The sequence below is a fragment of the Anabaenopsis tanganyikae CS-531 genome (assembly GCF_029891675.1).
GTDB classification, from domain to species: Bacteria; Cyanobacteriota; Cyanobacteriia; order Cyanobacteriales; family Nostocaceae; genus Anabaenopsis; species Anabaenopsis arnoldii.
In genome coordinates, this window is record NZ_JANQDF010000175.1 from 1 (window position 1) to 21,820 (window position 21,820).

General features: G+C 43.0%; 18 protein-coding genes and 1 pseudogene. 12 read left to right on the forward strand and 7 right to left on the reverse strand.

Features of this window, described 5'->3' with window-relative positions; translation table 11 throughout:
- Positions 1-237: 237 nt before the first annotated feature.
- The gene (locus tag NWP22_RS17020) at positions 238-1,374 is read right to left on the reverse strand and encodes a glycosyltransferase family 4 protein (RefSeq protein ID WP_271733849.1); all 1,137 of its coding nucleotides are present in this window, start codon (positions 1,372-1,374) and stop codon (positions 238-240) included.
- Between the two features lie 206 nt (positions 1,375-1,580).
- Positions 1,581-2,735 carry an NAD-dependent epimerase/dehydratase family protein gene (locus tag NWP22_RS17025; protein ID WP_271733829.1) on the reverse strand — a complete coding sequence of 385 codons (1,155 nt, stop codon included), beginning with the start codon at positions 2,733-2,735 and terminating at the stop codon, positions 1,581-1,583.
- Between the two features lie 373 nt (positions 2,736-3,108).
- Here NWP22_RS17025 and NWP22_RS17030 point away from each other — a divergent pair, with 373 nt between their 5' ends.
- The 7 genes from NWP22_RS17030 (at position 3,109) to NWP22_RS17060 (ending at position 8,852) form a co-directional block, all read left to right on the forward strand.
- Positions 3,109-3,453: a slr0373 family blue light stress response protein gene (locus NWP22_RS17030; RefSeq protein WP_271733830.1), complete on the forward strand. Its 345-nt coding sequence runs from the start codon at positions 3,109-3,111 to the stop codon at positions 3,451-3,453.
- Positions 3,454-3,546: 93 nt separating this feature from the next.
- Positions 3,547-5,058: a stress-responsive protein Ycf46 gene (ycf46, locus tag NWP22_RS17035; protein WP_271733831.1), complete on the forward strand. Its 1,512-nt coding sequence runs from the start codon at positions 3,547-3,549 to the stop codon at positions 5,056-5,058.
- A 141-nt stretch (positions 5,059-5,199) separates the two neighbouring features.
- On the forward strand, positions 5,200-5,550 hold the full coding sequence (locus NWP22_RS17040; RefSeq protein ID WP_200989473.1) for a DUF1257 domain-containing protein: 351 nt from the start codon (positions 5,200-5,202) through the stop codon (positions 5,548-5,550).
- A 538-nt stretch (positions 5,551-6,088) separates the two neighbouring features.
- Positions 6,089-6,769, forward strand: a complete 681-nt coding sequence (locus tag NWP22_RS17045) for a DUF488 domain-containing protein (RefSeq protein WP_271733833.1) — start codon at positions 6,089-6,091, stop codon at positions 6,767-6,769.
- The gene (locus NWP22_RS17050) at positions 6,753-7,202 is read left to right on the forward strand and encodes a DUF488 domain-containing protein (RefSeq protein ID WP_271733834.1); all 450 of its coding nucleotides are present in this window, start codon (positions 6,753-6,755) and stop codon (positions 7,200-7,202) included. Before NWP22_RS17045 ends, NWP22_RS17050 begins: the two co-directional genes overlap by 17 nt.
- A 37-nt stretch (positions 7,203-7,239) precedes the next feature.
- On the forward strand, positions 7,240-7,986 hold the full coding sequence (locus tag NWP22_RS17055) for a dual OB domain-containing protein (RefSeq protein ID WP_271733835.1): 747 nt from the start codon (positions 7,240-7,242) through the stop codon (positions 7,984-7,986).
- Positions 7,987-8,060: 74 nt separating this feature from the next.
- The gene (locus tag NWP22_RS17060) at positions 8,061-8,852 is read left to right on the forward strand and encodes a peroxiredoxin-like family protein (protein WP_271733836.1); all 792 of its coding nucleotides are present in this window, start codon (positions 8,061-8,063) and stop codon (positions 8,850-8,852) included.
- Positions 8,853-8,962: 110 nt separating this feature from the next.
- Here NWP22_RS17060 and NWP22_RS17065 read toward each other — a convergent pair whose 3' ends face one another.
- From NWP22_RS17065 to thrB, 3 genes are all read right to left on the reverse strand, one after another.
- Positions 8,963-10,576: an NAD(P)H-quinone oxidoreductase subunit 4 gene (locus NWP22_RS17065; protein WP_280802144.1), complete on the reverse strand. Its 1,614-nt coding sequence runs from the start codon at positions 10,574-10,576 to the stop codon at positions 8,963-8,965.
- A 255-nt stretch (positions 10,577-10,831) separates the two neighbouring features.
- Positions 10,832-11,344, reverse strand: a complete 513-nt coding sequence (locus NWP22_RS17070; protein WP_280802145.1) for a hypothetical protein — start codon at positions 11,342-11,344, stop codon at positions 10,832-10,834.
- A 6-nt stretch (positions 11,345-11,350) separates the two neighbouring features.
- Complete coding sequence (gene thrB / locus NWP22_RS17075) at positions 11,351-12,268, reverse strand: homoserine kinase (RefSeq protein ID WP_271733839.1); 918 nt, start codon at positions 12,266-12,268, stop codon at positions 11,351-11,353.
- A 274-nt stretch (positions 12,269-12,542) separates the two neighbouring features.
- Here thrB and NWP22_RS17080 point away from each other — a divergent pair.
- Positions 12,543-13,394: pseudogene (locus NWP22_RS17080) on the forward strand (Rpn family recombination-promoting nuclease/putative transposase).
- A gap of 21 nt (positions 13,395-13,415) precedes the next feature.
- On the opposite strand, the gene thrS reads toward NWP22_RS17080, so the two are convergent.
- A complete protein-coding gene (gene thrS / locus NWP22_RS17085; RefSeq protein ID WP_271733840.1) occupies positions 13,416-15,260 on the reverse strand; it encodes a threonine--tRNA ligase in 1,845 nt (614 codons plus the stop codon).
- Between the two features lie 298 nt (positions 15,261-15,558).
- Between thrS and NWP22_RS17090 the strand changes: the two genes are divergently transcribed.
- Together NWP22_RS17090 and NWP22_RS17095 are read left to right on the forward strand one after the other, a co-directional pair.
- Positions 15,559-15,876, forward strand: coding sequence for a DUF2605 domain-containing protein (locus NWP22_RS17090; RefSeq protein ID WP_271733842.1), 318 nt, complete (start codon positions 15,559-15,561; stop codon positions 15,874-15,876).
- Between the two features lie 245 nt (positions 15,877-16,121).
- The gene (locus NWP22_RS17095) at positions 16,122-16,442 is read left to right on the forward strand and encodes a DUF2973 domain-containing protein (protein WP_271733843.1); all 321 of its coding nucleotides are present in this window, start codon (positions 16,122-16,124) and stop codon (positions 16,440-16,442) included.
- A 67-nt stretch (positions 16,443-16,509) separates the two neighbouring features.
- Here the strand turns inward: NWP22_RS17095 and NWP22_RS17100 are convergent, their stop codons facing one another.
- Positions 16,510-18,789, reverse strand: coding sequence for an amylo-alpha-1,6-glucosidase (locus NWP22_RS17100; RefSeq protein WP_271733844.1), 2,280 nt, complete (start codon positions 18,787-18,789; stop codon positions 16,510-16,512).
- A gap of 472 nt (positions 18,790-19,261) precedes the next feature.
- Here NWP22_RS17100 and NWP22_RS17105 point away from each other — a divergent pair, with 472 nt between their 5' ends.
- Positions 19,262-21,271 (forward strand): DICT sensory domain-containing protein, encoded by a 2,010-nt coding sequence (locus NWP22_RS17105; protein WP_271733845.1) that lies wholly within the window; start codon positions 19,262-19,264, stop codon positions 21,269-21,271.
- Between the two features lie 93 nt (positions 21,272-21,364).
- Complete coding sequence (locus NWP22_RS17110; RefSeq protein ID WP_271733846.1) at positions 21,365-21,784, forward strand: photosystem I reaction center subunit II PsaD; 420 nt, start codon at positions 21,365-21,367, stop codon at positions 21,782-21,784.
- Positions 21,785-21,820 lie beyond the last annotated feature (36 nt).

Consider the following 21,820-nt stretch of genomic DNA (forward strand, 5'->3'; position numbering starts at 1 on the left):
AAAATCTTCCTTGTCCACTTTCCTTCCTTGTCTTCGGTGGTCTTGCCTTCACAGATCATATTAAAAACCTACCCTTGTAAGGAGAGGGAGGGGTCAAATAATATTCGATACACTAATCATGACTTGACAAACATCCTCTAAGTCTCTAAGGAGGACAGATGAAATAACAATCCCCGTCACCAAGGGTGCGGGGAGTCTCAAAGCAGTTTTCATGGAGGGGGTTATACAAATGTCTATTTAGGCTACTTTTGTCATTTTTTCCGAGAAAAGCACCTTTTGATAGTAATCTTGTAGCTGACCTGTGGCAGCTGACCAGCCCCATTTTTCTGCCTCTCTACGGGCGTTGTGACGGATGACATCTCGTTCTTGCTTGTGTTGTAGGAGGCGGACAGTGGCATTAATGGCATCTTCAACATCTGCTGTGGGGTCAAAAAGATAGCCATTGAGGCCATCTGTAACAATATCAGGAATTCCCCCAGAACGGGCTGCTACTACCGGACAACCAGCGGCCATTGCTTCTAGTAGCACCAGACCTAGTGTTTCTGTGCGAGAGGGAAAAATAAAGGCATCAGCGCTAGCAAAGGCAGAACCTAATTCTGGCCCCATGAGATATCCCACAAAATGGGTGGGAGTGTCGGCAAAATGTTTTTCTAATTCTTGACGGTGGGGACCATCACCTACCAATGCCAATCGAGCATCGGGAATTGCTGCTAATATGGGCTTGATGCGCTCAATTTCCTTTTCGGCGGAAAGACGACCGACATAGAGTAGCAAGGGACTGTCTGGGTGATTTTCAGACAGACGCGATCGCATGACCCCAGTAGCTAAATTAGGATGAAATAATTCTGTATCTACACCTCTTTGCCAGATCTTGACCCGTTCGATACCATGTCCTGTGAGTTCTGTCATCATCGCCGTAGAGGTACAAAGATTCAAAGCGGCTTGATTATGAGCACCTTTGAGCAATTCCCACAGCAGCCCTTCTAGCATTCCCAATCCGTAATGCTGGAGGTATTGAGGTAAATGGGTATGGTAGGAGGCTACTAATGGTATTTTGAGGATCTTGCTATAAAAAATTCCCGCCAGTCCTAAGACAGCTGGATTAACCACATGAATAATATCTGGCTGAAATTCTTCTAAAGCAGAACCAATGGCGGGACGGGGTAAGGCCATTTTTAGCTCTGGATACAATGGCAGCGGAAAACCACTCACGCCGTAAACTTGAGCTCCTTTGTGTTCGGTGATGCCGCCATCAGGGGCAAACACTAGTACTTGGTCACCACGGCGCTGGAGATGGTCTACAGTATGGCGCAGGCGCGTGACTATGCCGTCAATTTTCGGGAGAAAGGTTTCAGTAAATAGGGCGATTCTCATAAAAACTAAATAAGCAGATAATCCCAGATGCTTTTGGATGGCAATCAATTACCCGGACACTCGGTCTGGTGGGTATAGATACAAATCGTGCATATGCAGGCTTTATGGTCAGTCCGCCCTGCTAGGTAGAAGTGGGCAAGATGCCCACCCTACAAACTATATAGTTGATGCTCAGTCAAAAAGGATGTTTCGCTACAGGCTGAGAATTAATTTCTGTGCCAAGAGACCTTGGGCAGAATTTGCTGGTGATCAACTCGTTTTTGATACTTGACGGCAAAGTTTAACAGAGAATCTAGTAAGGAGTCAGACAGATAGTGCGGCTGTAAACCTAGGTCTAGCAGTTTGGTATTTTTAGCGTTGAAGTAGTGTTCTTCTTTTTCCACTCTGGGGTTATCCAGGTGATTGATTTCTACATTCAGTCCTATGGCATTGCCAGCTTTTTTCACCATTAATGCCAGGTCACCAATGCTGAATAGTTCAGTAAATTGGTTAAATACCCGGAATTCCCCTGGCGCTGCAGGGTTAGCGATCGCTAGTTCAATACATCGTACTGTATCCCGAATATCTAAGAAGCCACGAGTTTGTCCACCTTTACCGTAGACGGTGAGGGGGTGGGCAATGGCAGCTTGGATACAGAAACGATTTAGTGCTGTTCCAAACACTCCATCATAATCAAGACGATTAATTAACATTTCGTCCATTCCCGTTTCTTCGGTGAGAACGCCATAAACTATCCCTTGATTTAGGTCTGTAGCTCTTAATCCCCAGATACGGCAAGCAAAGTTGATATTATGACTATCATGAACTTTGCTCAGGTGGTACATGGAGCCGGGTTGCTTAGGATACGGTAGGGTATCTTTGCGCCCGTTGTGTTCAATTGTGATGTACCCCTCTTCGATGTCGATATTGGGTGTACCATATTCGCCCATTGTTCCCAGTTTTACCATGTGGCAATCTGGGAAATCTTCTCGCATGGCGTAGAGCAGGTTTAATGTGCCGACTACGTTATTGACCTGGGTGAGAACTGCGTGTTCTCGGTCAATCATGGAAAAGGGCGCTGATCGTTGTTCACCAAAATGCACTAGAGCCTGGGGCTCAAATTGGTGTAGAACTTTCTTGAGAAATTCGTAGTTAGTAATATCGCCAATGAATAGGTCGATAGATTTACCTGTCAAATCTTGCCAGCGCTGGAGGCGTTGCTGAATTGGTGCGATGGGAGTTAGAGTTTCCAGACCCAATTCATTATCCCAGTGCCGCCGCACCAAACTATCTAAAATTCCAACTTCATAACCTCGGTTGGAAAGGTAAAGTGCAGTTGCCCAACCGCAATATCCATCACCACCAATAACCAGGACTTTCATCTTCACCAGTTTTTACTCGCTGATAGCTAAATCTATCAGGTTTCTGTACCTTATTCACGATCATTCTTGTAAAAATCGCTGGTTCAGGGTGGGAAACTCATCCGGATGACGGGGAAGAAGAGCATTAAACAATTGAAAATTCACCCTTGAAGTCTTTGACATCCGGGGATTCCCACCCCACTTCCCCTATAGTTTTCTCCCGCGACCGAATCTTTCACGGCCAGGCAATGTTGTCGAACAAATGATTATTCTTGACTCATCTATTGTAAATAAACGTAACAAAAATACCGTTAAAACGCTTTAACGTCTTGACAACTGACAAACCAACCGATAAGGTGATATACATACCCGGGTAAGGCCGTCAAAGAGTTATATGCAAGCTAAGCAAAAGGTTACTTTGTATTTGTCGCCAGAAGTTCACAAAAAACTGAAGATTCGTTCAGCTATTGATTCCGAACCGATGTCTGAACTTGCCGAACGCGCCCTAGTCTTCTACCTAGCTAACTCAGAATTAGTGGAGGAAATTGAAGCTTCTGTGTATGGACGAACACACCGAATTTATTCCTGCCCAGATTGTGACAGTTCATTGGTCTTACGTGATGGAGAACTGATTGCCATGGGTAATCAACCAGGAATAATGAGGGAGCATCTATCTATTGATGAAATGGAAAAAGATGAAACTCATCCCAAGGGTGAGGAAGAATTGGTTCCTTGCTAGGTAAGAATGATGAATGAACAATTCATAATTCTGCTGTTGCCACAACCAAAAAACGATGTCTTTACTGTATAAGGTCTCAAGCAGGTCGATTGTATGAAAGAAGAGCTCAGTATTCTAATTCAAGCTCAATATCCTCTAATCTACCTTGTGACCTCCGAGGAAGAGCGGGCGGAACAGGCAATTTCCACAATCGCCCAAATATTAAAGCCCCAACGCCGCGTATACGTCTGGACAGTAACTCACGGCATCGTGGAATGTGGGCAACCCCGGAACGTCACTCAACACAACACTGTTTCCCCAGAGGCTGCAATTGAGTGGATAATCCGACAGAAAGAACCTGGTATATTTATTCTTAAAGATTTACATCCGTTTATTGATGCGCCGGCCACAACAAGGTCGTTAAGAGATGCGATCGCCAGCTTCAAGGGAATGCAGAAGAACATCATTTTGATGTCACCCATGCAGCAAGTTCCCATTGAACTAGAGAAAGAAGTTGTGGTGATTGACTTCCAATTGCCAGACATGGCGGAGTTAAACAAAGTCTTAACTTACCATTTAGAGCAAAATCGGGGGCGACGACTGACAACCGAGGCGCGAGAAAAGCTTCTCAGAGCCGCTTTAGGTTTAACTAAAGACGAATCTGAGAAAGTATACCGTAAGGCACAAGTAACTACAGGTCGCCTAACGGAAGAGGAAGTAGATATAGTTCTATCAGAGAAAAAGCAACTAATTCGGCGCAATGGTATTTTAGAATACATCGAAGAAGATGCAACCATTGATGCTGTAGGGGGCTTAGAAGAACTAAAAAGGTGGCTCAAACAGCGATCGAATGCCTTTACAGAAAGGGCGAGAGAGTATGGTTTACCTCAGCCCAAAGGGATGTTAATTCTTGGTGTTCCTGGTTGCGGTAAGTCGCTAATTGCCAAAACTACCTCCCGACTATGGGGTTTACCATTACTACGCCTAGATATGGGGCGGGTATATGACGGCTCAATGGTGGGAAGAAGTGAAGCAAATTTACGTAATGCCCTAAAAACAGCAGAATCTATCTCTCCAGCGATTCTGTTCATAGACGAGTTAGATAAATCCTTTGCCGGTAGCTCAGGTTCATCTGATTCAGATGGGGGTACATCAAGTAGAATCTTTGGTTCTTTCCTAACATGGATGCAAGATAAAAAATCTCCAGTCTTCGTCATGGCCACTGCTAACCGAGTGGAACGCTTACCAGGAGAATTTTTACGGAAAGGACGTTTTGACGAAATTTTCTTTGTGGATCTGCCCACAACCGAAGAACGCCAGGATATTTACAAAATCCACCTCACCAAGCGTCGTGAAGAAATTTCGCGATTCGATCTTGAGCAATTAGCCAAGATGTCTGACGGCTTCTCGGGGGCAGAAATTGAACAAGCACTTGTGGCGGCAATGTATGAAGCCTTTGCCCAAGACCGCGAGTTCACACAATTAGATATTATTGCTGCACTAAAAGCGACTCTGCCGTTGTCTCGGACGATGCAAGAACAAGTAACAGCCCTGAGAGATTGGGCTAGACAGCGCGCACGACCCGCCGCAGCCTCCGTTGCTGAATATCAGCGCCTGGAGTTTTAAAAGCTTTCCCCTGCTCACCCCGGGGGCAAAGGCTAGCCCAAAAGCTAGCAGCAAAGAGAAAAAGCCGCATTTCCATCAGCGCGGCTTACCGAAAAAAAACCGTTGTCTTTTTTCTCACTCTTCTCACTGGAGGAAACCCAAATGTCTCATTTTAGCACTCTGCGTACCAAAATCACCGATGCTGAAATCCTCAAGTCTTCTTTACGCGACTTAGGTATCACCGTAAAGACTGAAGCTGATGTTCGTGGTTACAATGGTCAGCGCGTTCGTTCGGACATCGTGGCTGTTTTGGAAGGTGAATATGATCTAGGTTGGTCCCGCAATAGCGATGGTTCCTTTGACCTCATCGCCGATCTGTGGGGCGTTGCTAAGAAGCACAACCAAACCGAGTTAATCAACTCCATCAACCAAAAGTACGCTGTTAACAAAACCTTGTCTGAAGTCAAACAGCGCGGTCTGCAAAACGCCAATGTCAAGTTGGTATTGCAATAAATATTTCTCAGCGCGTTCCCAAAGCTGAACGGGTTAACCACATCATTAGCGGTTAGCCCGCTTTTTTATTCTGGTATTATACTGGGAAATTTGTCCATGACTCTAAGAGGATGTTTGATAAGTTTTCAACAGGTAATTTTTATCTTAGGGAACAGGGAACACACCGAACAGGGAACAGGGAATGGGGAACAGGGAACACACAAAAAACAATCAAATCCAGTCCCCTCCCCTTACAACTATTCATTACCCACATTTTTCTTAACAATCTTGAAACATTTATGTGGCAACGGTTTCAACGCTTGAAAATTTCCCTACTCTTGACAAAATGTACCTTATTCTTATTGATAAAAACCTTATTTTATTGATAATCATCAACGGAGGATTAAGGTTTGGGGGTTTGCGAGCGATCGCTCTCACGAATGTTAAGAAAGATCCGGGTAATGGATAGCCCTTACAAGGGGAGGGTTAGGGTGGGGTCAAACAATAGTTGATACACTAATCATGACTTGACAAACATCCTCTAACAGGATCAGAATTTATGAAAATGTTCACGGTTGGACACTCCAATCATTCAATTGAAAATTTTATTGCACTTTTGCAGCAACATGGAATTACTGCTGTAGCAGATGTCCGCTCTAGCCCTTATAGCCGCAGATTTCCACATTTCAATCAAGCTGCTTTGAAAAAATCCCTCGCAGCTGTAGATATTGCCTATGTTAACCTGGGCGACAATTTAGGCGCTCGTCCTGATGATCGGATCTGCTATGTAGATGGTATGGCTCGTTATGATTTAATTAGTGCAACAAAAGGTTTTGCAACTGGGTTAAATCGTCTCATCCAAGGTGCTAAACAATATCAAATTACTTTAATGTGTGCTGAAAAAGACCCTATTGTTTGCCATAGAGCTATTTTGGTTTGTCCACATTTGAAAAAGACTAATTTAGAAATCAACCATATTCATAAAAATGGTGATTTAGAATCACATGACTGTTTAGAAGATAGACTGTTAAAGCAGCACAATTTATATAAATTTTTGCTGGATGATCAGAATCATGTCAAACAGCTTTCTCTTTTTGCTCTCAGACCCATAGATACTGTAGAAAAACATCTTTCACGTCAGGAATTGCTGCAAAAAGCATATCAGTTACAAGGTGAAAAAATAGCCTATGTAGAACAGAAATATACGGATACAGAAGATTCTCATGAGCAAGCAAGTTAATCTATTTACTATTGGTTTTACCCAGAAAAAAGCGGAACAATTCTTTGAAACACTTATCAAAGCTGGGGTGAAACGAGTTATTGATACTCGACTGAATAATGTTTCCCAATTGGCTGGCTTTACAAAAAAGAATGACTTGGAGTACTTTCTGGGGAAAATAGCACAAATTGAATATATTCATATTCTTGATTTAGCTCCAACTAAAGATATTCTGGAGGAATATAAAAAAAACGAAATTAACTGGACAACATATGAAAAAAGGTTCAATGAACTGCTGACACAGAGACAGATTGAGAACAAGGTTAATTTAGACCTTATAGATGAAGCTTGTCTATTGTGTAGTGAAGCAAAACCTCATAATTGCCATCGCAGGTTAGTTGCTGAGTACTTGCAAAGTAAGCTAGACACAGAAATCAAAATTCATCACCTTTAAACGTAATCTTGAAAAGGGTGCTAATCAGAGGTTCAGAATGCTTGTTTTTGAAATTATCTGCCTGGCCAAATCTACTAAACATGGTGGAATTTGTATTGCTGGTTTGAAAACGGATGGTTCAGGGTGGCTACGTCCAGTGTCTAACGAAGAAGATGGTACCTTATATCCAGAACATTACACTTTCAGGGATGACAGAGAACCTGAACTTTTTGACATTATCAGAATTCCATGTATTAAACCCGCTCCTGAATGCCATCAACCTGAAAATTGGTTGATAGATTCTAGTAAATCATGGCAAGTATTAGGAAGTTTAACTTTAAGTCAAGCTCAAAGGTTGCTAAAACCAGAAATTCAAAGACATTCTTGTTCTCCACAACTGTTAGGTAGTTCAGATAAACAAATTTCTTATGAAAATCTAGAAAAATCACCTGCTCAGTCTTCACTAGCACTGATAAAACCAGAAAAAATTGAGTGGCAAGTTAAAAAAAAGTTCTATGAAAAGAAATTCAGATGTCGTTTCTGTTTATCTGGAACTTTGTATGATTTACCGATTACTGATCCTATATGGACAGATAAACTTGATTATTTTGAAGAGGGAACATATTCTTCTCAAGAAGTTATACAAGAATTACAATTGGATAACTTTGATCCGGATCAATTCAGACTTACTATCAGCCTAGGAGAACCTTTCATATCTTCTGGTCAAGAAAAAAGGTTTTGCTACAAGTTAGTTGCAGCAGTCATCAACGTAGCAGATGTAAAGCACCGTTTAGAATGGGGATAATTTACCCTCTAAAATCAACACAAATATTGATAAATTGGGGTAAAATTGAGCCAAACAGCAGTTAATACCTTCTGATGAATCCCTACGCTATTTTTAATCAGACCAAACGTCAGCGTGTTAGTGATGGCATGATGCGATCGCTTTTAGAAAATTGCGAGACGGCCTCACATATCCTTATTTTAGTCTGGCCGCAACTTGGGGATTTTGATAGTCTGGAATATGCGTGGTGGTTACAGCGAGCAGCTGAACAGTTGGCAGATAAAAAACTCGCTATTCGTGCTGTGGGAATTGGTAACTTAGGCTCCGGAAAAAAATTCTGTGAATATACAGGATTTCCGCCTGAAAATTTATTTGTTGAACCGAATGCAGAATTACATTGTCAACTCAATCTTTATTCTGGTCTGAATGTGTCTCTACCCGGACTTTCTCAGTCTCAAAAAGCTTGGCTAAATCTGCTATTGATGTGTGCTGGGATTGGAAGTCCGGGAACCCTGGCGGAAGTTTTTCGCGGATACAAGGGAGATCGCCAAGCCCCTCAACTGATAAAGGATGATGAAATTATTCAAGCTACTCCTCTACCTGCTTTTCAAGGCTCGTTTTTCCAATTAGCAGGGGGGAGTGGTTTTCAACGTCCTTTTGAATTAGCTACCCTACGCCTACGTAATATGACTGAAGTCCTGAAAAATTGGCACACTTATGTACCTGATTGTGCCTATTTAACTCAGCGCGGTGGAACTTTTCTGTTTGACACAAAAGGCCAGTTAGTTTACGAACATCGAGACCGAGGAATTCTGGGCTTTGCTGCTAATATGAGCCAGCCACTATCATTTTTATCTTTGATTGAAAGAGATATTTGTGCTCAATAGGTAACTAGTTGTTACTTTATAAAAAAAGTAAATTTAAGGGTGGTCTTCTAACCACCCTATTTCCCCTCATATTTAAAATTTACTGGCAACACCCTTGGTGGGTACGATATTTACTCTGAGATATTAACTAAAGTATCAACTTCAGATGAAGCTAGGGTTGGGGCAGTGAAGAGACGTGAGTACAGACTTACCGGTTGCTGACGAGCGAAAACCCGCAGAACTTGACGCGCATGGGCTGCTACTTCCACTGTTTTGACATCATAAGTCTGGGTAGCCAATTTAGGATATAGACCAATACAGATGATGGGAACTATCAAACAGGCGGTAATAAATAGTTCCCGGGGTTTGATATCAGGGATAACAGCATCTAGATGTAATTCTTCACTTTGCTGGCCGTAAAAAACTTGGCGCAGCATGGATAGTAAATAAATTGGAGTTAAAATTACGCCAACGGCTGATAACAGGATAACTACAATTTTGAAGCTGGAACTGTAAACGTCGCTGGAAGTAATACCCAGGAACACCATCAATTCACCCACAAAGCCACTCATACCGGGTAAAGCCAGAGAAGCCATAGCCCCAATGGTAAACACTGCGAAGGTTCTAGGCATAACCTTAGCTATACCGCCCATTTTGTCCATCATTAAGGTGTGGGTACGTTCGTAAGTGACACCGGATAAGAAGAACAAGCTAGCGGCTATCAAACCGTGAGAAACCATTTGCAGCACAGCACCGCTAATACCAATTTCTGTGTAAGAGGCTATCCCAATTAATACAAATCCCATGTGGGCAATGGAAGAGTAAGCCAAGCGGCGTTTGAGATTTGTTTGGGCAAAGGCACAGCAAGCACCGTACACAATATTTACTACACCTAATATTGCTAAAACTGGGGCAAAATAAACATGGGCATTAGGTAACATTTCCACATTGAAGCGGATGAGTGCATAACCGCCCATTTTTAATAACACACCAGCTAAAATCATAGAACCAGGTGCAGAGGCTTCACCGTGGGCATCAGGTAGCCAAGTATGTAGGGGGAAAATTGGCATCTTGACACCAAAGGCAATGAGGAAACCTGCATAGGTTAACAGTTCTAGAGCTTTCGGATATTGCTTCATTCCCAGTGTGGCGATGTCGAAGGTGACGGTATCACCTGAGAATGCCATGGCAAAACCAGCGACTAAGATAAATATTGATGCGGCGGCTGTGTAAATAATAAACTTGGTGGCTGCATAACGACGCTTGGGACCTCCCCAGATGGCAATTAGCAGGTACACAGGTACTAACTCTATTTCCCACATGAGGAAGAATAACAGCAAGTCTTGGGCGACAAATACCCCTAGTTGGGCGCTGTACATTACTAACATCAAAGCATAAAACAAGCGCGGCTTGTTTGTGACTTTCCAGGCCGCGAAGATTGCCAGAGTGTTAATTAAGCCTGTTAACAACACCAGGGGCATGGATAGACCATCAACCCCCACTGACCAATTTAAACCTAACTGTGGTATCCAAGAATATTTTTCTACCAGTTGTAGTGTGGGGTTTTGAAAGTCGTAGCTGTACCAAAAGGCATAAATCATTAGGGCAAAGTCGGCTAGGGCAACTCCCAAACCATACCAGCGTACTGTTTTGCCTTCTTTATCTGGGATTAAGGGTATGGCTAAGGCAGCCACCAAGGGCAATAAAATTATGGCTGACAGCCACGGAAATTCAATAGCATTCATCACTTCCGACAATCAATTTACCTTTTTGCTTTTGATTTAATTATATTAAGGAATTTGTACTTTTGTAAATGTTATTGATCCCTAATACTGGCACTTTCAGCAAGTTATAGGAATAAATACTTACTGAATATTTGCCAAAACAATTCTAGTTGTAAATTTTTGTAACGTCAACACAACATTTAATAAAAAAGGCGGCTGAAGCCACCTTTTTAAGTTAGAATATGGATTATTTTGGTTAAATGGAAACAAGCGACTTTACACAATCCGATTGACAATTGTCCAGACTTCCCCATCTGATCGCACATAGGGAACTGAGATAGTCTTAAAACCAGTAATAAAAGGCTTGTAGTACACCTGCCAATACAAAGGACTTAAGTAATCAGTGCAAGATTTCAGCTGACGGATTTCTGTGGCTAATTCCCCAGCTAGCTGATTAATGCGTTCAGCATGAACCTGAGCTACCTTTCTAGCTGCTTCTAACTCCTGCTGTGGGGTAAGTTGTTGAGATTTATTTCGGCAACGTTGTAACTCAGCTTGTTTGTATTCTAGCTGTAATTCCAGGGCGGAGATCGCATCATCTATACCCTTGAGTTCCACAGATAATTGGGGATTTTCTCGTGCTTGGCGGCGACAAGCTTCCACCATAGCTGAGGGTGAATCACTCTTGCTAGATAATACATTATTAATAGTCAAGGTAGCCCGTTCTTGCTGGAGCGCTTGAATTTGTGAATTCAGAGTGGTGATTTCTGTATGAATTTGGTCAATCATTGGAGTTTATCCTTGGTAGCTTGCGCCTTGAGTATCTAGAGAAAGCGATCGCACAACTGCTATAATTCCTACCGACTGCCAAGCTGATAACATTGCCGCTTCTACAGACTGGGAATGTAACCTATCTACCAAAGCCAACAATGTCGGCCCAGCACCACTAATCACCATCCCATAAGCACCAGCAGCCAAAGCCGCCCCCTTAACAGCATCGTAACCGGGAATCAAAGCTTGACGATAAGGCTGATGTAATCTATCTTGTAAAGCTGCTCTTAACCATTCTCCCTGACCGGTTTCCAGTCCCCGCAATAATAACCCTAGATGGGCAGTATTAAAAATTGCATCTGCACGGCTAAATTCAGTCGGTAGAACTTGGCGGGCTTCACTAGTAGAAAGCTCAAAATCAGGAATCGCCACCACTGGTATAATATCACTATGCCAAGGAATATCGCAAACTTCCCAACCATCGGCACTGGTAGCAGCCAGACGACATCCCCCCAACAGAGCCGGGACGACATTATCAGGATGTCCCTCCATGGCGATCGCTAATTTCATTACTTCTAACTGACTCAAAGGCGCACCCGCCAACTGATTAGCACCCACTAAACCCCCGACAATGGCTGTCGCTGAACTACCCAAACCCCTAGCCAAAGGTACACCTAGCTCAATTGCCATTTTTACTGGTGGCGGTGTTTGTCCTATATATTGATATAACTTGAGAAAAGCCTGATAGAGCAGATTACTTTCATCGGTTTGCACCCTTTCAGCTTCTGCACCTGTGACATCAATAATTAATCCACCCTCATCGAGGTGAGTGAATTTGAACTTGTTGTACAGCGTTAAAGCTGCACCGATACAGTCAAAACCGGGGCCTAAATTGGCAGTTGTAGCGGGAACCTTAACAGTGATAGTAGAAATAACAGACATTTGCAAATACTCACCCAATCAATCCACTAGCATCTCATGTAAAGGGTTGATTTGTTCAAGAGTCTTGCTAATTGGGCAAAAGTATGCTTTACAAGACTTAATATATTACCAAAGATTCACCAGGGAACTAAAATTATCGCAGTTAGTGATCACTTTGAGAAAATCTGGATCATTTACAGTCCTGGTTAGCAGACCTGAGGGGTTAAGATGTGAAAAACTGAGCGATCGCCCTTAAGCAGTCTTTGATGATGGCGCTCATGTAGGAATATCTTTTATGCGCCGAGATTCCATATTTTACCAACTATTTCAACAATCCCCAAGTTTACTATTTGAACTATTGACAAATCCGCCAGTCAATGCATAAAAATATCGCTTTGATTCAGTAGCTGTCAAAGAACCTAAATTTGAAATTGACGGGGTATTTTTACCACCAGAAAATGAAAATCCGGGTGTGGTGTATTTCTGTGAGGTACAATTTCAAAAAGACGAAAAACTCTATGAGAGAGTATTTGCAGAATCCTTATTATATTTCTACCGTAACCGGGAAAGATTTAGGGATTGGCAAGCGGTGATAATTTACCCTTCACGCAGTATTGAACAAAGAAATATTTATCCCCATCGTGGGTTGCTCAATAGTCACCAAGTGCATCGAGTATATTTAGAGGAATTGGGCAATATTCGCCAATTACCCCTATGGGTAGCATTGATGGTACTAACAACTATAGAGCCAGAACAAGCACCATCTGAAGCTAAGTATTTACTAGAACGTTCCACTTATGAGCAGTCAGAAACCGCCAGTCGCACCATAATTGAATTAGTCACTACAATTATGGTGTACAGGTTTGAAAAATTAAGCCGAAGGGAGGTTGAAACCATGCTAGGAATCACACTCAAAGAAACGCAAGTTTACCGAGAAATTAAAGAAGAAGGTCGAGAAGAAGGTCGAGAAGAAGGAATACAAAGGGAAAGAACCCTAGTCCTGCGACTATTAACTCGCAAGGTGGGGGAATTACCCGAAGATGTGCGCCAGATTGTTGAAACTCTATCTTTAGAAGAATTAGAAAATCTGGGGGAAGCATTGCTTGATTTTAGCAGCATAGCTGATTTACACAGGTGGTTAGACTAGGCAGAGCCTAGTCGATGATGGTTAGAAGTTCTCGAACTTAGCGATCGCATTCTTCATTTTATCCACCACCTCATCCACAGGTATAGCCCCCAACTCCCCAGAAGCGCGGGTACGGATACTCAAGCTATGAGATTCAACTTCTTTAGCTCCCACTACAGCCATTACTGGTATTTTGGCTTTCTCAGCATTGCGGATTAACTTACCCAAGCGATCGCCACTGGTATCGACTTCAACCCGAATACCCGCCCCCAGCATTTTCGCCGCCACTTCTTTGCTAAAATCAAGTTGTGCCTCACCCACTGGTAACAATCGAGCTTGTACAGGAGCTAACCACAAGGGGAAATCCCCAGCGTACTCTTCAATTAAAATCCCAATCAAGCGTTCCAGGGAACCAAAAGGCGCACGGTGAATCATCACAGGACGTTTACGGGAACCATCTTCAGCCACATATTCTAAATCAAAGCGTTCTGGTAAATTGTAATCTACCTGAACAGTGCCTAATTGCCATTCTCGTTCCAAGGCATCACTAAAGATAAAATCTAACTTAGGACCATAAAACGCTGCTTCGCCGATTCCCTCAAAGTATTCCATACCCAACTTTTCCACAGCGCGGCGAATTGCCCCTTCGGCTTGCTCCCAAACTTCATTAGAGCCGATATACTTATCACTAGCTGGGTCACGAAAACTGAGTCTAGCCTTAAAATTCTTCAGTTGCAGACTCTTGAACACTGACAGAATCAAATCCACCACATTGAGGAATTCACTATCTAACTGTTCAGGAGTGACAAACAGGTGTGAATCATCCACAGTAAAACCGCGCACCCTTGTTAAACCGCCCAATTCTCCTGATTGTTCATAGCGGTAAACCGTGCCAAACTCTGCTAACCTTATCGGTAATTCCCGGTATGAACGTAATTCACTCTTGTATATTTGGATATGAAAGGGACAATTCATAGGCTTGAGGACGAAGCCTTGTTCTAGTGCTGCTGCTGACTCATCATCAGACATCAGGGGAAACATATCTTCCTTATACTTTTGCCAATGTCCCGAAGTCTTAAATAAATCAACCCTAGCAATATGGGGTGTAACCACAGGTAAATAACCCCGTTTGAGCTGTTCTTGCTTGAGGAAATCTTCTAATGTACCGCGTAACAAAGTACCTTTAGGTGTCCACAAAGGTAAACCCGGCCCTACCTGTTCGGAAAATATAAATAATCCCAGTTCCTTACCTAGTTTACGATGGTCTCGCCGGAGTGCTTCTTCCTTGCGCCGCTTATACTCAGCTAATTGTTCGGGGGTTTCCCACGCAGTAGCATAGATGCGTTGTAACTGTGCCTTGGTTTCATCTCCACGCCAATAAGCCCCGGCCACACTTTCTAATTCTATAGCTTTGGGGTTTAATTCGCTAGTATTTTCCACATGAGGACCAGCGCACAAATCCCACCATTCATCACCCAGATGATAAATTGTAATGGGTTCTTCTTTTATATCTGCCAGGATTTCTAGTTTGTAAGGTTCTTGGATTTGCTCTATTCGTTCTTTAGCTTGTTCGCGACTGACTTGTTCGCGAATTACAGGTAATTTGCGGTTAATAATTTTCACCATCTCTTTTTTGATGGCTTTTAAATCATTTTCGCTAAATGGTTCTGGACTATCGAAGTCGTAGTAAAAACCGTTTTCAATCCACGGTCCAATTGTCACTTGTGCTTTAGGAAACAGCTTTTGTACCGCCATGGCCATGACATGGGAAGCGGTGTGGCGAATCTTCTTTAATTTTTCTGATTCACTGGTCCGGGGTAAATAAATTTTTTCAGGTTGTTCTGACGGAGTGAGAGATGATTTTAGCGACATCGGCTGCTGAACCATGAGCGACGTGATTGTAAAAATATAATTTTAGATAATTAATCAGTATTCCAGAAGCATACAGCACTAGAAAGTGCTGCTTCAAATATAAAGACTTTAATTACCTGTTCTCAGCAACTACAGTTGATGAGGTTTAGGAGTCTGCAGCACCAAGGGGCTGGCGGCCATTGTAATTATAGTTCACAGAACTGATGATTACAGATTTTTTCCATGATCTATCTGAGAATATCATTTCAGGAAATGTTAATTTTTGTAAAAAATGTTAATATTATGAGAGAAGTTAGAAATATACTTTTTATCTATGGGAGACTCGAATTTACCACAGGCGGATCTGCTGAAAACGATATTAGAGCCTTTACTTGAGGACTTTAACTATTGGTTCGCGCGATCGCACGAATTGCTAGAAACCGAGCAATTGACATTTATGAGTCACGAAGAGCAATCTAATTTACTCTTGCGAGTCAAGCAAGCGCAAGATGAACTAAACGTAGCCAGGATGCTATTTACAGCCACAGAAGGGCAAGTCGGTATTGAGATGAAAACCTTAATGCCTTGGCATCAACTGCTCGGGGAATGCTGGAATGTATCAATGCGGTGGCGTCAGACACCAAAAATCTGAACCTGGCAAGACAGTATAACTATACAAGTCGCATAGAAGATACAAAATCCTTAATATTATTTTCATTAACAAAAAATGTATCCCATGCTACTCTAGGTTAAATAGAGATTAACAATTTTTTTCATAAAAGTATAAGCGCACCAAACCTGCGTGACATATTTGTATTCGCTCGGATAGAGAATACAGGCGAAGTAAAGCACTACCGAATAAAGTTTTAAAATTTGCTGCTCTTGGAGGAAAACCCAATGTTACACTTACTTTACATTCTGGCTTTTACAATTCTAGCTGTCATAGCCGTTGCGAACTTAATCCGCAACTTAATTATGTTTAGTTTTGATCGAGAGCGAGTTGATGCAGCTAAATATTCCCCAATGGATAATCCAGGATACCTATCTTCGAGAAAACAATTTGTTCCCCATCCAGAACTGTTAGATAACGCCGGTAACCTAATTAAAGAACCCTTGTTAGTCATGCGTTCAGTCAACGTTGAGGATGCGCGTCAACAGTTAGATGCGATTTATGAATCTTCTCCTGGGCAAAAAATTGATCGTCAAGAAGAAAGTTAATTTTCTGGGGGTAGTAATGGGGGTTGAGCATGGCTCAACCCCTCAAAATTTGTGAGATATTTCCTAGTTAGGCTTCAATAACCACCCGGAGATTACCGCGTTTTTTGACAACGCGACAAGCGGTAGTAGTACCAGATCGCTCAAATTCTAAATCAAGGATGGTAGAACCAACGCGCAAGTTATGGAATGACAGAGAATTAATAGATTCTGGTAAAGTGGGGTGAATAATGCGCAAGCAGTTATTTTGAGCATCAGGGACTAGATTAACTACCATTTGCAGCAGTTGAAAAATAGAACCAGTCGCCCATGCTTGTGGTGTACAAGCGACAGGATACTGTACAGGAGCATGGTCACCATTACGTTGGTAACCGCAGAATAGTTCTGGGGGGCGTTGATATGCTTGGTGGTTAGTCATATCAAACAAACCTTGGAAAACTTCTAAAGCTTGGTCAATTAAACCGAGCGATCGCAATCCCATGGCAATGAGAGAATTATCATGAGGCCAAACCGAGCCGATATGATAACCCATAGGATTATAAGCGGGGGACAAACTGCTGAGAGTGCGAATACCCCAACCATTAAACATATCTGGAGCGCGCAATCGTTCCGCCACACTGTGGGCTTTATCCTGAGTAAAAATACCCAATTTCAAGCAGTGTCCGGGGTTAGATGTGATACTTTGAACCTGGTTTCCCTCACCATCCAGAGCCAGAGCGCAGAAATCCTGATCTTTGAGCCAAAAATCTTGATTAAAACGGGCTTTTAGGTGTCTAGCCTCATCCAACCAGCGTTCTGCTAAGTCTGGTCGCTTCATGATCTGAGCAATTTCTGCGAGATTAATTTTAGCTGCATAAACATAAGCCTGGACCTCACTTAAAGCAATTGGTCCGGGAGCGAGTTCACCCTTATGGTCTACGATACAGTCGCCAGAATCTTTCCAACCTTGGTTAGTTAGACCCCGTGGAGATTTACGGTAGTAGGTCAAATAGCCAGTTTCCTGGAGATGGTGATCAATCCAATCCATAGCTAAAAGAGCATGGGGCCAAAGTTTGTCAAGTGTTTCTTGATCATGAGTCCAGGTATAGTATTCAGCATACAACATCAACCACAGAGGGGTAGCATCAACCGTACCGTAATAGGGTGTATGGGGGATTTCTTGACAGCGAGCCATTTCCCCAAACCTCAACTCATGTAAAATTTTGCCTGGTTCTTCTTCCCGCCAGTCATCCTGAGTTTTACCTTGATATGATGCGAGTATCATCAAAGTTTCCCGAGCAATTTGGGGGTTTAACATCAAGGTTTGGGAAGCTGTAATCAAGGAATCTCGCCCAAACAAAGCGGAGAACCAGGGGACACCGGCGGAAACAGTCTTATAGTTACCAAAAGATTGGCGTAAGAGATACATATCTTGTTCTGCCCGCTCAATGATACGATTAAAGATGGTTTTATCCGATCTAATTTTGGTAATTTCCTGTATCCATTGTTGCTCTTCCATCAACTCAGCGGCCTTAGCTTGGACTAAAGTCAAAGCAGCACTGACTGTAGAACTGGGCTGATTATCGGTGAACATATTCACCCGGTAACCTAACTTTTGGGTTTCATGGGAGGCTAAATCTAACCGCCAGATAGCAGTATAACCCTGGAAATCATCCGGCTGACGATACTGGAATTGGATGCGGGATTCCATTAATAAGCCATCCACACCTTGATAGGCTAAAGTCAAAGATTTTTCTTTTGGTGGATGTACAGAGGAAAGGCCATGACTGGTAAGAGGTGCTGCGTCTGGGGATGTTGATTGTATTAAGTGTAATATCTTACCGCGTTTTTCTCTTTGGGCGCCCCGAACTTCAAATAAATCCACAAAATCTGCATCAAAGCTGATACTTAATTCAAAGCTGACATTTGTGGTACTGTAATTAGATATTTCAATTTCCTCAAATAACGCCCCATTTAACACAAGTTCCCGGCGAATACCTACGGTTTCAGCTTTCAGGTGTTGGTCAATATTGGGGTTAGTGCATAGTACAGAGACAGAAAACCCTTTTTCGGCACTACTACCTAGGAGGATAGGCGATCGCCCTTGAATTTGCAACTCCAGACGACTGAGAAACCGGGTATCAGAGCAAAATAGTCCTACATTAGGGTTACCATCGGTGAGGGAACAGCCAGAAATGTTACCGATGGTATCCGTCACCAGAAATAGATCATCATCTTTAACCGTGAGAGTAGGTTGTGGTCTTTCACTGACAACACAAGGCCATTCCGGTAGAGGTAATTGTTCTGCGGGAGCAAAAGTTTTGCCATCCAGAGAAATTTGTGCCGCGGTGGTGAGTATATCCGGTGTCATGAGGCAAAGTTCCTTGAGCTAGGGTCAATTCAAGGCCAGACAAAACAGAAATCTTTACCAGAGTATATTTTTCATATATAAAGTCAAGGAGGAAAAGCGGGAATTTTCAGCCATTTAGTACCGCGTCAAACCCCATGGTGACCTAATAGCAGGATATACTTAGCTAAGATAGTCAAGTTACCACTGGCGAGGGATGTGTTGGGGACTTCAGCCCAAAATCATCTACAATAGTGGAGAGTTTTTTAGCTAAAAATTTGTTTTGATGGGGAATTTTAGCTCAATAAACAGCGGCTCCAGCCGATAGCAGATCTGTGTGTTGAATGTATATTGGGCGTAATACCCGATAATTTTCGACTTCAAGATTCTTTACAGATTCTAACGGTGAGCAGCATTTGAGAATCCGTTGTAATTTGTACAATGCAGCTATGAAGTGAATCTTTTTTTGTGATTGGGCTTTTCCTTAACGATATTCATGAGCATTTCGTCATCTGTGCTGAGTGAGCTGCTACAGTCAATACCCCACCTGCGACCCCAGCTATATTTCAAGGCTTCATTAACAGCGCTTTCTCACGCGATGGAAGATCAGGTGTTAGCGGGGAATTTAGAGCAGCCATTGGTAATTGCTAGCTTCCAACGTGAGCGATACTATCGCCAAGAAGCTCATCGCTATCAGCGTTTAGCTATGGGTAGTAATCAAATATATGTTTTATCCGCACGGGAAACGGAATTTACCAATAGTTCCCAATCTTATGAGCAGGTAGTATTTGAAGCCGAAGATGCCTTAAGTCAAGAATGGCACTTGGTGGTAATTGCTGATAACTATGCTACTTGTTTAGTGTGCAGGGAGAGCCTGGGTTCCATTGCCAAAAACCAGCAAACACCGGAATTTAGCTCTAATCTAGATATGGATACGGCGCGCCGGTTTGAGGGAATCTGGACATCAGAACGGGGGGTGAGCCTGAAAGCAGCGGAATTGCTATTAGACAGGATTATAGTTTATAGACCAGACCTGGAAGAAAAAATTCAACAAGCCCGCCAGAGGTTTGGGATTGGGTCACAGAAAAATTATTCCCTCTTACAAACAGCTGAATATGCTTGTGACATAGATACTGACCCCTTTGTCCAGCGGTTGGTGACTTATCTACAAGCTAGTCAGTACAAATTACACAAAGCCTATCGTTCCATTACTGCCCAATCACGAAAAGAACGTTTAGTCAACTCCATTAGTACAGCGATTAGGCGATCGCTCGATCCCCACGAAGTGCTACAAGTAGCGGCACAGGAACTAGGGGAACAATTAGTGGCTAGTAGGTGCTTAATTTATCGTGCACAAGCTACAGATGCACAGGCGGATATTAAACATGAGTTTTTAATTCCGGGAATTTTACCTGTAGTTGGGGAAATTTGGGAGTTAAGGGAGAATCCTTTATTTCAAGAAGTAGTAGAAAAGGGCGAGGGAGTGTGTGTACATAATACCCTGAGCGATAGTAGGGTGATTAATTCGCATAAACTGCGTGAAATTGCCGAAAAATTCGCCATTCGTTCTTGGTTAATGGAACCAGTATTATTTCAGGGGAGGTTGTTAGGGATTGTAGAATTACACTATTGTGGCTTACCACCACACCAGTGGCAATCGGGAGAGCAAGACTTAGTAAAAGCCGTCGCCACCCAAATGGGAGCAGCATTAATCCAAGCCGAAGCCTACGCCAATCTTGAAGAGCTAAACCAGCAGCTAGAAGCCCTAGACCGCACCCGCAGCAACTTAATAGCGATTACCGGACACGAACTGCGCACGCCCCTATCCACAATTCAGGTATGCTTAGAAAGTCTGGCTAGTGAGCCGGATATGCCTTTAGAGTTGCAGCAAGTGATGCTCAATACTGCGCTGTCGGACTCAGAAAGAATGCGAAAACTAGTGCAAGATTTCCTCACCCTTTCCAACCTAGAAAGCGGGCGGGTAGAATGGCATCCAGAAGCCCTGACCTTACAGGAATGTGTAGATTTAGCTCTCAGCCGACTACGCAGCCGTTCCGCCACAGAACCGCCGCCCAAAATCCAAACTCAAATAGACCCAAATCTGCCCTTAGTCAGAGCTGACGGTGATTGGCTGGTGGAGGTGATAGCTAAACTAATCGATAACGCTTGTAAATTTACTCTATCTCCAGGAACGATTACGATTACAGCCACTCAGAAAAGCAATGATCTAGTTGAGGTGACAGTGGCTGACACTGGGCGGGGTATTGAACCCAATCGTCTAGAAATCGTTTTTGACCGGTTTTATCAAGAAGAAGGTGCTATGCGACGTACTGCGGGGGGTACTGGTTTGGGACTAGCAATTAGCCGCCAAATTGTCAATGGCTGGGGCGGGGAAATTTGGGCAAAATCCAATGGTAAAGACCAGGGTAGTCAGTTTCATTTCACTGTTCCCATTGCCCACATCAGTCAAGAACAACAGCGCAGGAAAGCCAAGAGTAATTTATAAGACTAAAAACTGTTACAGTCTATGACGCGATCGCAATATGATCGGGTCAGCGGTGTTACGATTCCCTAAAAACCGTTGAGAGAGATATTTTTTATGGCAGAAAAACTTTCTGGACAAACCCCCCTATTTGGTGGTAGCACTGGTGGCTTACTCCAAAAAGCAGTAGAGGAAGAAAAGTACGCTATCACTTGGACTAGCCCTAAAGAGCAAGTTTTTGAAATGCCTACCGGTGGCGCTGCTACTATGCGCAAAGGCGAAAACCTGCTATATATAGCTCGTAAAGAACATGGCATTGCCTTGGGCGGTCAACTCCGGAAATTCAAAATCACAGACTACAAAATTTACCGGATTTTACCAAATGGGGAAACCACCTTCATTCACCCAGCTGATGGTGTGTTCCCAGAAAAAGTTAACGCCGGGCGCGAAAAGGTGCGTCATGTACCACGCAGCATTGGGGAAAATCCCAGTCCCGCTAAACTTAAGTTCAGTGGTAAAGCTACCCACGATGTCTAGAAGCTAGGTATTGGGGATGAGGGGAGTAATGGAATT